Source organism: Colwellia maritima, from assembly GCF_022669015.1.
GTDB classification, from domain to species: Bacteria; Pseudomonadota; Gammaproteobacteria; order Enterobacterales; family Alteromonadaceae; genus Colwellia; species Colwellia maritima.
Genome location: NZ_JAKKSL010000005.1, coordinates 365529 through 381128, shown reverse-complemented (window position 1 = coordinate 381128; position 15600 = coordinate 365529). Strand labels below are relative to the sequence as shown.

General features: G+C 37.7%; 10 protein-coding genes and 5 pseudogenes. 5 read left to right on the top strand and 10 right to left on the bottom strand.

The features are described from left to right. Positions 1-102 precede the first annotated feature (102 nt). Positions 103-354, bottom strand: a pseudogene (locus L3081_RS22395) (hypothetical protein); the annotation flags it as partial. A 106-nt stretch (positions 355-460) separates the two neighbouring features. Then, a pseudogene (locus L3081_RS22390) lies at positions 461-1627 on the bottom strand (IS3 family transposase). A gap of 607 nt (positions 1628-2234) precedes the next feature. On the opposite strand from L3081_RS22390, the gene L3081_RS22385 reads away from it, so the two are divergent. Both L3081_RS22385 and L3081_RS22380 read left to right on the top strand, forming a co-directional pair. Then, positions 2235-2741 carry a Gfo/Idh/MocA family protein gene (locus L3081_RS22385; RefSeq protein WP_242288499.1) on the top strand — a complete coding sequence of 169 codons (507 nt, stop codon included), beginning with the start codon at positions 2235-2237 and terminating at the stop codon, positions 2739-2741. Further along, positions 2704-3231 (top strand): Gfo/Idh/MocA family oxidoreductase, encoded by a 528-nt coding sequence (locus L3081_RS22380; protein ID WP_242288498.1) that lies wholly within the window; start codon positions 2704-2706, stop codon positions 3229-3231. The genes L3081_RS22385 and L3081_RS22380 overlap by 38 nt, the downstream gene beginning before the upstream one ends. 167 nt (positions 3232-3398) lie before the next feature. Here L3081_RS22380 and L3081_RS22375 read toward each other — a convergent pair whose 3' ends face one another. Continuing rightward, positions 3399-3968, bottom strand: a complete 570-nt coding sequence (locus L3081_RS22375; RefSeq protein ID WP_242288497.1) for a TetR family transcriptional regulator — start codon at positions 3966-3968, stop codon at positions 3399-3401. 166 nt (positions 3969-4134) lie between these two features. On the opposite strand from L3081_RS22375, the gene L3081_RS22370 reads away from it, so the two are divergent. Then, positions 4135-4785: a glutathione S-transferase family protein gene (locus tag L3081_RS22370; protein ID WP_242288496.1), complete on the top strand. Its 651-nt coding sequence runs from the start codon at positions 4135-4137 to the stop codon at positions 4783-4785. 163 nt (positions 4786-4948) lie between these two features. Here L3081_RS22370 and L3081_RS28715 read toward each other — a convergent pair whose 3' ends face one another. The 6 genes and pseudogenes from L3081_RS28715 to L3081_RS22355 form a co-directional block, all read right to left on the bottom strand. Next, the gene (locus tag L3081_RS28715; RefSeq protein WP_338027463.1) at positions 4949-5182 is read right to left on the bottom strand and encodes a hypothetical protein; all 234 of its coding nucleotides are present in this window, start codon (positions 5180-5182) and stop codon (positions 4949-4951) included. An 8-nt stretch (positions 5183-5190) separates the two neighbouring features. Further along, positions 5191-5439, bottom strand: coding sequence for a hypothetical protein (locus L3081_RS28710; RefSeq protein ID WP_338027462.1), 249 nt, complete (start codon positions 5437-5439; stop codon positions 5191-5193). 2 nt (positions 5440-5441) lie between these two features. Then, positions 5442-6299, bottom strand: a pseudogene (locus L3081_RS28705) (TonB-dependent receptor domain-containing protein); the annotation flags it as partial. Next, complete coding sequence (locus L3081_RS28700) at positions 6296-7462, bottom strand: TonB-dependent receptor plug domain-containing protein (RefSeq protein WP_338027468.1); 1167 nt, start codon at positions 7460-7462, stop codon at positions 6296-6298. The pseudogene L3081_RS28705 and the gene L3081_RS28700, both read right to left, overlap by 4 nt. 283 nt (positions 7463-7745) lie before the next feature. Next, on the bottom strand, positions 7746-10577 hold the full coding sequence (locus L3081_RS22360) for a hypothetical protein (RefSeq protein WP_242288495.1): 2832 nt from the start codon (positions 10575-10577) through the stop codon (positions 7746-7748). Positions 10578-10905: 328 nt separating this feature from the next. Continuing rightward, complete coding sequence (locus L3081_RS22355; RefSeq protein WP_242288494.1) at positions 10906-11808, bottom strand: LysR family transcriptional regulator; 903 nt, start codon at positions 11806-11808, stop codon at positions 10906-10908. 159 nt (positions 11809-11967) lie between these two features. Here L3081_RS22355 and L3081_RS22350 point away from each other — a divergent pair. Next, a pseudogene (locus L3081_RS22350) lies at positions 11968-12657 on the top strand (type 1 glutamine amidotransferase domain-containing protein). Between the two features lie 48 nt (positions 12658-12705). Continuing rightward, on the top strand, positions 12706-13872 hold the full coding sequence (locus L3081_RS22345; RefSeq protein WP_242288493.1) for an iron-containing alcohol dehydrogenase: 1167 nt from the start codon (positions 12706-12708) through the stop codon (positions 13870-13872). A gap of 134 nt (positions 13873-14006) precedes the next feature. Here the strand turns inward: L3081_RS22345 and L3081_RS22340 are convergent. Next, positions 14007-15309 (bottom strand): annotated as a pseudogene (locus tag L3081_RS22340) (ammonium transporter). Positions 15310-15600 lie beyond the last annotated feature (291 nt).

The window sequence follows — 15600 nt, the reverse complement described above, 5'->3', positions numbered from 1 at the left end:
CGTCTAAACAAGTTAGCCATTTAATCTATCGTGAATTGAGTTAACAATGTAGATTGGGTGTCCATGTTGATTGCCACCTTGTATGACCTCGGTTGCTAACCACTTTTTCGCTTTTTCTTCACCGATATACAGTACAAGGTTCTTATGGTTACTCATTACGGCATAAGCGCAGATATCGGTAAATAATTTGCTTAATGAAATCAGTTTATCTTCTACCCATTGCCTTCTGTGATCAAAGCTTTTTCCTAATAACTTGTCTTCACCACATAAATAGGCTCGTCTAACACACTATGAAATACTATGGTAATACGGAGTATCAACAAAACTGATTAAGTTTTTTCTGGCGATCGTCATTGCAATAATCCTTTATTGATGTTGAAAAGTATAACTTAGAAAAGATCGCGTTTTATTCAATTTATAATGGGGGTCTGACGTGGTCAACCAAATTCAGTCACCCTAGTTAAGCAACCATTTCTAATTCTCTACCCACTGATTCAAAAACGTTAGGACTTTGATAATCCAGATACGAATGAAGTCGGCGGCTGTTGTACCACATGGTAATGTAATTCAGTACATCTTGCTGTGCTGCATAACGTGTTTCATAATTACGCCAATGAACTCGCTCTTGTTTCAAGCTCCCGAAGAAGCTTTCGGCAACGGCATTATCCCAAACACCCTTTTTTACTCATACTACCAACAAACCCATTTGATTTGAGTAATCGACGATATTGATGGGCGGCATATTGAACGCCCTGATCTGAATGAACTATCAGTCCTGCTTTGGGTTGTCGTTGCCAAATAGCCATTGTTAACGCATCACAAACAAGCTGCGCTTTCATTCTTGACCCCATGCTCCAACCCACGACTTTTCGTGAATATAAGTCAATCACGACACATAAATATAGCCAACCTTCTGATGTCCAAACGTAGGTGATATCACCTACCCACGCTTTATCTGGCGCCTCAACAGCAAAGTTTTGCTTTAGCTCATTTTGATAAATGGGTTTGTTATGGTCGCTGTTCGTTGTTGCCTTGTATTTCTTTTTATAACGAACCCAAACATTTGCTTCTTTCATTAGTTGAGCCGTTTTACGTCGGCTAACCGGAAAGCTTAATGTATTGAGTACTTTTTTAATCCGTCTAGCGCCATAAGTATTATCGCTGAATTTAGCAATATCTTTGATCAACGCAATCATTTCTTGATGTGTTGGATCATCAGCGGTACTTACTTTACGCTTTTGAAAGCTATAGAAATTATTACTTTTAACACCCAGTACGTGACACATTACTACCACAGGCCAGATCTTCTTATGTTGGGCAATGAACGAATATTTTACTTCGTTTCTTTGGCAAAGAAGACCGTCGCTTTTTTTAGGATCTCACGCTCCATTTCTAAACGCTTTACTTGAGCTTTTAGGTTACGGATTTCTTCCTGTTCTGGTGTTAATTTCCCGTTACCACGAAAAGCGTGACCATCTTCATTGTCAGCTTCTTTGATCCAACGACCTAGCATATTAGGATTAACACCTAAGTTTCTTGAGGCTTCCGCCTGGCTATAGTTTTGATCAACCACTAAAGCGATAGCATCAAGTTTGAATTCTTTAGAATATTTTTTACGTTTTGTCATTTTCGATCTCCAATTAAGATTATTATCTCTTAACTAGGTAGTCGAATCCATTAGACCACGTCAGTCTGTTTTATTTGTGTGTACGGTAAAAACAACAAGTTTTTCTTAATAAAAGTCAATATGAATTAAAGTAATATCAATTATTTGCTATTTTGAACTTGTTAATAACATCTTCTTGCTCAGTTTTCATTATTTCATCATTAATAATACATTCGATACAAATATGTTGGTATATATAAGTTACTAAATATAAAAACATTGGCCGAAAGTGATCGAGTTTTAAGGTAACCCAAAGTTTTATCGCAAACGATAAAGCTAGCAAATATTGAAAAGTAAAATTTGGATCATATCAAATTCTATTGATTGAATTTTATATGTAATGTATTAACTAACCTCAGCTCGGCTTAATAAATCTTTCTATAATGGCTATTTTTACTAACTTCTTCGTTAAATTCACTTGCAATAGACCGGCTATTGACGCGTAAATTTGCCTTGAATTAAGCAAAACTATCTCATTATAGTGATAAGAGGAAAATTAAATACTAATTTTCAATGAGTTAAAAACTTCTTAATCCGAGTTGAGGTTAACTAATAATGGATAGTATAAATGAAAAAAATAAAAACAGGTGTCTTAGGTTATGGATTTTCAGCTAAGGTATTTCATATTCCATTCATCAAAAGCCATGATGAATTTACGCTAACAGCAATTACCCAAAGAACTGGAGATGAGGCTCAGTTAGAACATCCTCAAGCAACAATTTATAGAGACTATGAGTCTATGCTTGACGATGATGAAATTAACTTAATTATAATTACTACACCAAGTCATATGCATTATGAACATGCTAAAATGGCCCTTAATAAAGGAAAGCATGTACTTGTTGAAAAGCCTTACACTGCAACCTATAAAGAAGCTTTAGCGTTAAATGCTTTAGCCATAGAAAAAGGCAAAGTGATAACCGTTTACCAAAATAGACGTTATGACGGTGATTTTTTAACGCTTAAGGATATAGTTAATCGTTCTGATGAAAACACCTATGAGTTTGATGGGACTTGGGACCGGTTTGAAGATATCAATGACGATACTTGGAGAGCTGTTTGGCCTACCGAGTAACCAATTATATGATCTTGGTACTCATCTACTTGACCAAATGTTATGTTTATTTGGTCAACCGGTTAACCTTAACGGTCAAGTAAGAAAGTTAAGACAGGGCACTAAAATTGTTGATTATTTCTTTTTAAATCTTAATTATAAAGACAAGGTAGTAAGACTTAAATCAACAATGACGGCTATTAAAGCGGATGAACGGTATAAAATGCATACAAGTAAAGGGACTTACTATTTTCATGAAATGGGCGAACAAGAGCATCAACTTATTGGTGGTATGACACCTAAAAGTCCAGAATATGGTGACAATGCTACTTATGATTTTTATGATATTGATGGTAATAAGGAAAGTATTCAAGTCATTAAAGGTAATTACCTTGACTACTATTCCAAACTTGCAGATGCCATAAATAATGACGGCGAATTACCTGTATCACACGAAGATGCGGCCTTGTTGATAAAATACCTTGAAGATGTCATGAAAACTGAGATGTAGACTAAAGAAATCAAAGGGGCAGAGTCTGATCCCTTTGATTCTATATCACCCCGTTAAGATAATAAAAATTATTAGTTAAAATAACCGACGATAGTGAGTAAGCTATTATTTATTTTTTTAAATTACTTGTATCAAAAAACGTCTAATTAAGTGACCAAATTAACAGTTCAACCTAGTAACTTACTTTGACATGCCGTTAATAATCGGTCGGCTAGTTCATCATCATTAATAGCTCTAGAAATTGCAATTCCACCAATCAGCAGTGCTGCTTTTTGTAAAGCTTGAGTCATCTCTTGCTCTGATTTAATATCAGGTTCACCTTGATTATGCTGTTTTGTATCAAGCTCAGTTAAACGGTTAACAAATCCTTTAAATACTTTTGTGTAAGCATCGCGAACTTGTGAATCTCGTTGCGTAATATCTGTAACCATAAAGGCTAAAGGACAACGTACAAACTCGCCTTCTCTATGCATTGTACTTAAATACGTTTTTACAAAGGTCTCCGCTGAAGTATTTAAAAATGTTGTTCCAATTTTACTTGCTGAATTTAAAACGGCTTCTGCATACAACTCAGATTTTGACTTAAAGTGGCTATAAAAAGCACCTCGTGTTAACCCTGCCTCAGCCATCACGCTATTAATCCCAACTTGTTCATAACCATTTAAGGCAAATAATTTAGCTGCGCTTGATAATATACGCTGTCTTGTTGTATTTTTATGCCCTGCATGCCACGCCACGTTATTTACTCCTATATAAATTAAGTTCGCTGCCGGTGAGTTTTTCAATGCTATTTATCATAATTCACTTTATCACAATTTAGTTTTACAAAAATTAAAATATGTTGTTGAACATATTTTAAATAATAATATGATGCAATAAATCCCACTATAAAGAGAAAGTAAAATGTCTAATCATATACATATATTTGGTCTACAATTTAGTACCTTTTGCCGTAGTATTATGCTTTGCTGCGAAGAGAAGAATATTCAATATACCATTGATTTATCAGTAGGAGATAAAGCCATTGAACTTAAAAGCGAAGCTCATTTCGATCTTCACCCTTTTGGTAAATTTCCAGTACTTATTGACGGTGAAAATAAGTTATTTGAAACGGCGACTATCTGCCGTTATTTAGATGAAAAGTATTCAGGTACCCCGCTGCAATCAACTGATATAGATACTAAAGCAAAAATTGATCAATGGAGTGCCGCTATATCTACTTATATTGATAAAGCATTAGTGAGAGATTATCTTTTAGAATTTGCTTTCCCAAAAGGAAAAGATGGCACAATAAGAATGGAAGTACTTGCAGAAGCTGAGCCTCAGGTAATTAACACACTAGAAAAATTAGAATTATTATTATCTGACAACGAATTCATTTGTGGCAAGCAATACAGCATTGCTGATGCATTATTGACCCCTATTTTAGATTACCTTTTCTTTTTACCCGTTAAAGATCGTTTATTTCAAAAAATGCCAAAACTTAATCATTATATTCAACGTATGCAACAAAGACCTTCTGGGGTAAAAGTATTAACGCATAAAGCTAAATAACCTTAGGGGTGATCTCCTGTATCAATTATTGTCTTTGAGTTAGGAATAAAATGTTAGGATAGCAGCAATCTCGTAAAAAAAGGCTTGTGATTGCTCACAAGCCTTTTTGTTTCCTAATACTCTGTTATAAAACAGTTAACAGTGCTTAGTTATAAGTCCTGAATTAAAAGTCCCATTTTAAAGCCACTTCAAATCGTGTGCCTTTGGTTTCACTTTGTATTAGCGTATCTTCAAACTCTATCGACTTATCTTCACCTAACAAGTTTTGTACTTTAAACGTTACGGTTGAAGAGAACGTAGGATAATAGGTATACACTACATCTAACGAATGAAATGGTTGCTCGTAAGCATCATCCTTACCTTCAATGCCAGGTATAATAATACGCTCGCCAAACACATTATATGCTAGCGTTGCACTGTGGTTTCCATTTGGTGCATCCCACCTAAATTGAAGTTAAGCACATATTCTGAGTGACCTGTCATTCTACGCGTTGGGTTGGTAACACTGGTAGATACACCCGTTTGTTCAACAACATTTTGGGTATCAATGTTAATTTCAGAATCACTTAACGTTACATTACCCGACAAGTAAAAATCAGCTCCGTTAATCGCTCCTAAATCTCCCAAGAAGGTGAAGTCTTTTAAAAACTCCATTTCTACACCGTAAACGTAGCCGTCTTCGGCATTCGCAATACGAATAAGTGATGGGCCATCTTGTGCGGGTGATTGCACTGATTCAATCGGCATATCCATATCTTTATAGAATAAACCAACCGACAAGCTTTCACCTGTTTCCATATACCATTCCCGCGTAGGTCATAGTTAATGATGTCGGTACTTTCTACCCCTGGCGTTCCACCAATAGGAAAACCTGTTAGGGGGTCAATAAATGTGGCCGGTGCTACTTCACGTAAATCAGGACGTATTGTTGATTGCCCTACTGATGCACGAAGTTGCATTTCACTATCTAAAATATAGGTTAGTGCTAAAGAGCCAAAAAGCTTATCTTCTTGGAAAGCCAAATCGGCTAAATCTTCTTCTGTTGGTTCTGATGGTAAATCAAACTTGCCTGTCGCGGGGTCTAACGGTGCAACCACTTGTCTGAAGTCTTCGTAACGTACTCCACCTACCACGCGCCAGTTTTCATTAAAGAAAAAATCAGCTTCAAGGTAATAAGCATCAATCATTTGTGCTGAATAATAATCGTCGCCGGCAACGGATGTATCACGAATGATATTGTCATTACCACTTAGCGCCTGATTTAACATAACATCGTTAGTAAGAATGTTATTTAGCTGACTACCTGTGAAGTCCAGACCACTGAAAGCTAAAGTGTTAATATCTATTCGTCTGGCAAACGCTTCTCTTGATTTTTCAACAAAATTGCCGCCAAACTTTAGCTCTATTTCTGTACCTGATAGATTAAACGGTAATGATAAGTTATAACCGTAGTTTTCTACTTCATCATTTAGGTCTTGAAAACTATAACGCGTTGACGTACTTGCTCTTCTTAATGAGCTTTCATTAACGTAGTCAAATACACCGTCTGCTTTGGCCGGCCATTGTAACCATCTTGAATAATATAACGTGTTTCAATATTCCCTGGCGCGTAACGATTAGAGCGTGCGTTTGAATAAAACCAATCAACACCTAAGCCCCACCAATCATTTAAGTTGTGAGTGCCACGTAATTGATTTGAAATCATTTCACGTTCTTCGTATATAATTTCGCTATCACGTATTCTTAAGCCATCACTGAGTAATACGTTGTTGGTATTACCTCTTTTGTCGCTTACTTGATCACGGGTGTCATGTAAAATCAGTGAGGTAAAATCAAGTCTATGATCACGCATGTATTCTAAGCCTAAACTTAGCATGCCAGAAAAACGTACAGAATGTTCGGTAGTATCAACTTCATCGAAACCACGAACTAAAGACCATTTTCCATCGGTTCCTTTTGTATAATCTTGCCCTTCATAACCTTCTGACACTTCCCATTTGTTGTCATAAGAAATAGCCGAAAGGAAGCCTAAGCGAAAATCGTCAAAATCAATTTTATTACCCAGTGTTATGTCTAACCCCGTATTCGGATCAATACTTTCACTGATTGGATCATAATCGCGATTAAGTTGCGCTGCTATTTGACGGTTGTCTTCTTGGCTTAAATCATTAATAGAGGAAAAATCATTCCACAACTGTGTTAAGTCATTGGGTGCGGCTCGCGTACCATCATCCTTACCATACCAATCATCACTGCCACCATTGTACGTTAAACCATCATCAAAGTTATTGGTGTTACCCCCAAGCTTGCCTTTCATATTAAAAACAAAGTCAGTCGGTATAGTTTTTAAACGTACATCAACATTACCGCCGGCAAAATGAGCGGGCATACTTGCAGAATAAGATTTTTGAACCGATAGTGATTCAATAATACTTGATGGAAACAAATCTAACGGAATTACGGTTCTTGTTGGATCGGGGCTAGGAACAGCGGCACCATTTAACTGCGTGCTAGAATATCGCTCACCTAAACCACGAACATAAATAAATTTACCATCAACTAAGGTAATACCTGTAACACGACGAAGCGCGGCGGCAGCGTCTGAGTCACCTGTACGTGAAATTTGTTCGCTTCCTAAAATATCAGCAACAAATGCTTGGTTTTTACGTTCTTGCATTACAGCAGTTGCTGTACCTTTTAAGCGACTAGCCTTAACCACAACTTCTTCCATGGCTTGGCTGTCATCTTCTTCTGCTACTACTTGCCCTGTTGTTGCCATTACAGCAAGTGCCAGAGAAGACAAAGCAAAAGATTTAAACTTATTATTCATTGTAAACCTCATGAAATAGGTAATTGAACATGAATACCAATAGCCTTAATTTTAAGTGTTTTAATTAATTAAATTGGTATGAAACGCTGCGGTACAAAGGTGTACCACAGCATTTTGGTTAGCTAGTCTGTTATTCTAAGCCTACAGTCCGACCGGCAGTCCAGTTGTTTCCTTGAGATACCGCGCCAATGTGATTAGCGTTGTCGAAGAAAGCATTACCTGTAAAGTCTTTCGGGGTCGTTGTATCAATAGTAAAGATACCGTTTAATACGGCACTCATACCGGCAGCCGTTGAGTTGTTTGTATTCAAGGTTGGGTTTTGATTAAGTACCCAGTCTTGTGTATCGAGCAAAACAGTGCCATCAGTAGCTTTAGCATTTTTAAAGTTTTCATCACAAGCAAATACTGAGTTAGAAATAACCGTATCACCGTTGGTTGCTTGTTCCGCTGTGACTGATGATGTACTACCACCTTCAATTTCAAAACATTCACCCATGCCTGAAGTACCCGTTACCACAAAGTTATGTAATTGTGCTTTGGTTCCTTCACGCAAGTAAACACCTTCTGAAGATTTGTCTGGTGTATCAAATCCATTACCGATAATGGTCATATTAGCAATAGTTGGGTTAGATTGAGGCTCTTTGTTAGGCGTTGAACCATCATTATCAGCTTCAATCGCTCGGTTTGCTTCGCCGTTGTTATCTGCGTGTTTTACTAAAACATATTGTAAGTTACCGCGGTAACCGTTATCCCAATCCACACTGTCATCTTTGTTACCTGTAAGTACTAAATATTTAGCATTTACTGTACCGCCAAAGAACTCAACACCATCATCAGCATTTTCATGCACTTGAATATATTCAACTTTAGTTCCTGAACCTACACCGCCAAACGTAATACCATTTAATTCATTGTCTGGGGCAATTTCATAACCTGCATGTTTAACAACAACATAACGTAATGTACCTGAGCTATCAGTATCATCAGTACCACCAAAAACAGCGCCTTCTTCTACACCTTCAACTTGTAAAGCACAATCACTTCCGTCTGTGGGACATTTGTTAGACTTAGCATTACCTAAAATAACAATACCGCCCCATTGACCTGAGCCAGTAACACCATCAGTAATATCTTCGCTAGAAGTAAAAGTAATAGGATTAGCTGCTGTACCATTGGCTTCAATAGCTGAATCACGGCTAATCACCAAGTAATCACCACCTGAACGACCATAGACCGTTGTACCTGCTTCAATGGTTAGTGTTGCACTATTAGTTTTATCTTCACCCACAAATACTGGGCCATTTAACGCATATAAGTTATTAGCCGTAAGGGTCAAATCACTGGTGATTGCACCTGTTAATTGACACGTAGTAGTTGTACCATCGGCAGGTGTTATAGATGTAGTGCCCGTTGGACAACCTTCAGCTTCAGATTCTGCCGTAGCGGTTACTTCACCGCCACCAAAACCAAATGCCCAACCTTGACGCCAGTCAGTAGTGCCATTTAATGCACCAATATAGTTAACTGAATCAAAAAATGCGTTTTGTGTATTTGCCACATCTTGACCTGCATTAGCGGCAATAAGTGGTGAATTGCTATCAGGTATGCCTGATTCGCCAATTAAAATTGACGAGCTTATGCTATTTGAAGATTCTGCGCTAAACCAAGATTCTAAATCGAATGAGGTTGCGTCTTTAAAGTTTTCACCTTCACATGCCATCATAACATTTTGCATAACGATTTTGCCGCTATTGGCGTTATCTACCGTTACACCGCTTTCAAACTCTAAACATTCACCCATTTCACTTGGGCCAGTAATCACAGTATTGTAAATTTGCGCGGCTGTACCTTCACGTAAATAAATACCTTCAGAATCTTTGTCTGCTGTATCGAAGTTATTACCAATAATGGTCATATTCGAAATAATAGGATTAGACTGCGGCTCTTTACTTGGGTTGCTACCGTCATTATCGGCTTCAATAGCGCGGTTAGCTTCGCCTGAGTTATTAGCATGTTCAATATAAACATGTTGTAACATACCTTTAAAACCATTGTCCCAGTCAACACTGTCATCTTTGTTGCCCGTTAACACTAAATGTTTCGCGTTAACTGCGCCACCAAAAAATTCAACACCGTCATCAGCATTGCTGTGTACTTGAACATAATCAACTGAAGTACCAGAGCCTACACCACCAAAGGTAATGCCGTTTAATTCATTATCAGGAGCAATTTCATAACCTGCATATTTAACAACAACGTATTTTAAAACACCTGAGTTATCTTCCCAATCAGTACCGCCAAATACAGCACCTTCACCAACGCCTTCAACTTGAAGCGCACAATCACTGCCGTCAGTAGGACATTTATTTGATGGTGCGTTACCTAAAATAACCACCCCACCCCATTGGCCTGCGTCTGTTGCTTCACCTTGTACATCTTGTAAAGATGTCATAATGATTGGGCTATTTTTTGTACCTTCAGCCATGATTTTCGCGTCGCGGTGAATAACTAAATAATCATTACCTGATTGACCAAAAACTACAGTGCCTGGCTCTATTGTTAGAACTACATCATTTACACCACGTGCTTGCTTGGCTGAAGCATTACCACCAACTTCTAAGCCACCGCTAATAGCATACATAACAGACTTGCCAGTGCTATCTGTAGCAACCAAGGTTGTATTTTCAGTAATTTTACCATCAAGCACTTGTACTTGAACGTCAAAGCCCATGGCGGCAGATACTTGGATACTCAAGGCTGAATTTGCCTTACCGGCTAACACGGTTGAATCTGGTGTTGATGGCGTTGTTGTATCTGAGTTATTGATCACAGTATCACCGACTGAATTATCAACCTTAGACTCAAGGTTAATGTCGCCACCACAAGCAGCAAGACCAAAAGATAAAGCAGTAACAATTGCTACATTAATAGTGCTGTGCTTAAAGATTTTATTCAATTTCATGTTTCTCTCCGAAGAGTTGGTTGTTTTAATTGAGGACTAATTAATTTTGCCAACATGCTACAAGAGAAAAATGACAGAAATGTTTTAGAAATATGACCCTTTCTTTACAGTGATATTTCAATTAAATGACAAACACGAGAAAATCACCACTTGGCGCCTTTGTTTACACGATAATTTAATGATCTTGTAATTAATTGGGGGAACTATACATTTGCCAATTAAATTGTAAATGTAACTTACTTGTTCCCTAACCACGTCAGTAACAAGCATGAAAACACAATAAGTTAATAATTTTGCAACATTAAAGACTGGATAAGTACAATCTTATTTAGATGATCAGACTTGGTTTTACAAAATAAGCTTTTAAGTAGTCTATTAACAAACGTAGCTTTTTAGAATCAGCACCACCAGGTGGAAATACGCCATAGACATTAATGTCTTTCAAGGTGTAGTCATTAAGTACAGAAATCAGCGTCCCCTGCTGAATTTTGGGCATAGCATCGTAAACTGGAATTCGTGCTAAACCATGACCACCTTCCACAAAAGCAGTTCGCGCAGCGGCGTTATTCGTTGTAATAGTACCCTTCATTTCAATGCTGAAAGAGCGAGTGCCTTTTGTTAATTCGAGAGTACCAGAGGTAAGTTTGTAAACTACCCATTGATGTTTATTTAAATCGGTTGGGTGTTTAGGAAAACCAAATTTTTCAAAATACGATGGTGAAGCACAAAGGCAAGTATGTAACGTTGACAATTTTATGGCTTGTAATCCAGAATCGGCTAATGGCGCGCCACGTATTGCTAAATCAATACCTTCTTTCATTATGTTGACTACTTCGTCGGTTAGCATAATGTCTAGTTCAATCTTTGGATAGAGCGTTCTAAATTCATTAAGCGGCACAATGGTTTGTAGGCCAACATTCACTGGGCAGGTAATTTTCAGCAACCCCACAGGCTCGTTTTTAAGATTTTCAATTTGTTGATTTGCTGCGGACGCTTGCTCTGCAATAACACGACAATGTTGATAATAATCACTACCGGCTTCGGTAAGTGAAATTGTTCGAGTAGATCGGTTCAGTAATTTTATTTCTAAGTGTGCTTCAAGTTTTTTAATGTGATAACTCACTACAGCGCGCGACAATCCAAGACGCTTAGCCGCTCCACTTAATGTACCTTGTTCAATGACTTGCGCAAATACCACCATACTTTTTAGTTGTTCAAACGAAACATCCATTAATTACTCTGCTCACTTATCATAATTGACTCGCCGCTATTGTATCATTTATTAATACAATGATATCAATTTTGTCTGCATTGTTAGCTAAATAAAACAGGAGTAAACTTATCTCAATTAGTTAACTCATGTAAAAAATTGAAATTATCGAGGTATAAAATGAATACAAAGAAAATACTCATGGTATTAACATCACATGCTGATTTAGGCGATACAGGCGAAAAAACAGGCTTTTGGGTAGAGGAATTCGCTTCACCGTTTTACACCTTCCAAAATGCAGGAATTGAAGTAACATTAGCTTCACCACTTGGCGGACAACCACCTATTGATCCTAAAAGTGAATTAGACGATTTTCAAACGCCGGCCACCAAGAAGTATTACGCTGATTCAGAAACACAAAACGCTATTGCTAATACACGTGTTTTAGCTGAATTAAATGCTGACGATTACGATGCAGTTTTCTACCCTGGTGGACATGGTCCATTATGGGACTTAACTGAAAATACTGATTCTATTGAATTAATAGAGCGTTTTCTAGCTACAAATAAACCTATTGCAGCAGTATGTCATGCAACAGCAGCTTTCTTGAATGTTAAAGACAGCTCAGGTGAATATGCAATTAAAGGGAAAGCAATTGCTTGATTTACCAATACAGAAGAAGCCGCTGTTGAACTAACGAATGTTGTACCATTTCTACTTGAAGACGAACTAATCAAACGTGGCGGCGACTACCAAAAAGTTGATGATTGGCATGCCTTTGCAGTACAAGATTCACTGATTATTTCAGGGCAAAACCCTGCAAGTTCAACGCTAGTAGCCGAAAAGTTACTGAGCCATTTAAACGCTTAATTTTTCTTTGCTATTATTTTCTTAATTATCATATTACGAGGTATTCCTTTGTTAAATTTCACATTTCATAGCCCAACAAAAATTCACTTCGGTGAAGACCAAATTCGCGTTATCGCTGACGAAATTCCTGCAGACGCAAAAGTATTATTAGTTTATGGTGGTGGGTCAATTAAACACAATGGTGTTTACGAGCAAGTGGTAGGCGCATTAGCTGACCATACTTGGTTTGAGTTTTCAGGCATAGAGCCAAACCCAACATACGATACCTTGATAAAAGCCCAAGACATTATCAAACAACATGGTATTAATTACTTACTTGCTGTTGGTGGTGGTTCGGTTGTTGATGGCGCAAAATTTATTGCTGCAGCCGCGTTGTTTGAAGGTGATGACCCGTGGGATATTCTCATCAAGCGGGCACCAATAAAACAAGCATTGCCGCTAGGAGCTGTTTTAACCTTACCGGCAACAGGCTCAGAAAGTAACGGTAACTCTGTTGTTACGCGTGATGGTAATAAATTACCCTTTGCTAGTACTTTATTACGACCACAGTTTGCGGTGTTAGACCCAAAAGTGACCTTGTCGTTATCTGACCGTCAAATAAGTAATGGTGTTGTTGATGCTTTCATTCATGTTATTGAGCAATACTTAACTTACAATGTTAATGGTAAAGTTCAAGACCGCTTTGCTGAAGGCTTATTGCAAACATTAATTGAAGAAGGTCCAAAAGCGTTAAATGCTGAAACTAAGAATGATTTAGCAATACGTGGCAATATTATGTGGTCGGCAACCATGGCATTAAACGGACTTATTGGTCTTGGTGTTCCGCAAGATTGGTCTACACATATGATTGGCCATGAATTAACTGGCGCTTTTGGTATTGATCATGCTCGAACTTTATCTATTATTTTACCTGCGGTAATGAAAGTAAAACGTGCTGAAAAACATGAAAAACATGAAAAACTAGTGCAGTTTGCCGAACGTGTTTGGCATTTAACTGATAGCGATGAAACGATTAAAATTGATAAAGCCATTGCGTTAACTGAAGATTTTTTCAAGCGTATGCAGGTACCAACCCGATTGTCTGAAGTAGAACTGACAAAGGATAATATTGAAGGTATCTTGGAAAGATTACAACAACACGGTATGACAGCACTTGGCGAGCATAGCAATATAACCATAGACGTAAGCCGTAAAATACTAACGCTAGCGCTTTAAAAACACATCATCAATATGGTAGATAAAAAAGGTTATTCAGCCAATATGACTGAATAACCTTTCCTTTAATTAATCTATGTTGTTACGCGTATTAACGCTTATTGCAGAAAAATCACTTAATGACATAGTATTATTTATAGATTATAACCTGACTCTTCATGGTCAACCTGATCAAGACCACTCGCTTCATGCTCTTCACCCACACGTAATCCATTCGTCATCATGCCAACTACTTTTAACAAAATATAAGTCACTACACCTGTATATACAAAAGTTGAAACAATACCAATTAGCTGCACACTTACTTGTTCAGCCATAGTCGTTATACCTTCAGCAAAACCAAAACCACTAAAGACTCCTAACGTGGTGGCAGAAAAAATACCCGCGAATAAAGTCCCTAAAATACCACCAACACCATGTACTGGAAACACATCTAAAGAATCATCAATCTTTAATTTTTGTTTGATATAAATGGTTGCGTAAAAACAGACAAAACCTGCACTTACACCAATAATTAAAGCACCTCCAGGGCCAACAAAACCTGAAGCCGGAGTGATAGTTCCTAAACCTGCAACCATACCAGTTACGGCGCCTAACACACTCGCTTTACCAAATTTTTTCCACTCAATAGCAGCCCAAGTTAATGTACCTGCGGCTGCAGATATATGGGTAACCAACATTGCCATTGAAGCGTCACCATTGGCAGCTAATGCGCTACCACCGTTGAATCCGAACCAACCTACCCATAACATACCGGCACCCGTAACAGACATAGTTAAATTATGCGGTAACATAGGTGTTTTAGGAAAACCACGTCGTGGCCCTACCACTAAGGCAGCAACCAGTGCTGCTGTACCTGCCGTAATATGCACCACAATACCACCAAAGAAAATCATACACCCCCATTTGCGCTAACCAACCGCCACCCCATACCCAATGAGTCACAGGTGCATAAACCGCTAACAACCATAAGCCACTAAATAACAACACCGAAGAAAATTTCATCCGCTCCGCGAATCCACCAATGATCAATGCGGGTGTAATAACGGCAAAGGTCATTTGAAATAGCATAAATAAACTTTCAGGAATATCACCCGATAAAACATCTTTGCCGATGCCGTGCATCATCACTTTTGAAAAGTCGCCAATAAAACCATTTCCTTCACCAAAGGCAATACTATAACCAACAATCAACCATAAAATTGAAGAAATAGCGCCAATTGCAAAACACTGCATTAAAATGGAAAGAACATTTTTTTTACGAACTAAACCGCCATAAAAAAGTGCTAAACCAGGTAACGTCATTAACAAAACCAATGCCGTTGATGTTAAAATCCAAGCAGTATTAGCGCCACTGAGCGATCCGTCGTTAGCAACAGCAAAAACAGGTAATAATGAAAGTATAATAAATAGGGTAAATGAAAGTAGTCTCGACATCTTTAGTTCCAACATTGTTTTATTGTTCATTTGATAGGTGGCTTATTATGCGTTTAATAAGCACTTTAGTGCTTATTTGATAACATTTAGTGCAGCTACTTTCTCAAATTTCGTTATATTTTTTATTTTGCACTTTAATGCACAAAGCACGCCATCAATTAATTTACTTATTTAACAGTTAGATACTTTAAACAAGCCCAAAAAAAGTGCTTTTAATGCACAGCCGTAGTGAAAAGAAACTTAAATCGCACAAAATCAGTGCAATCGTTTAATTTATTTGTAACTAAAGAA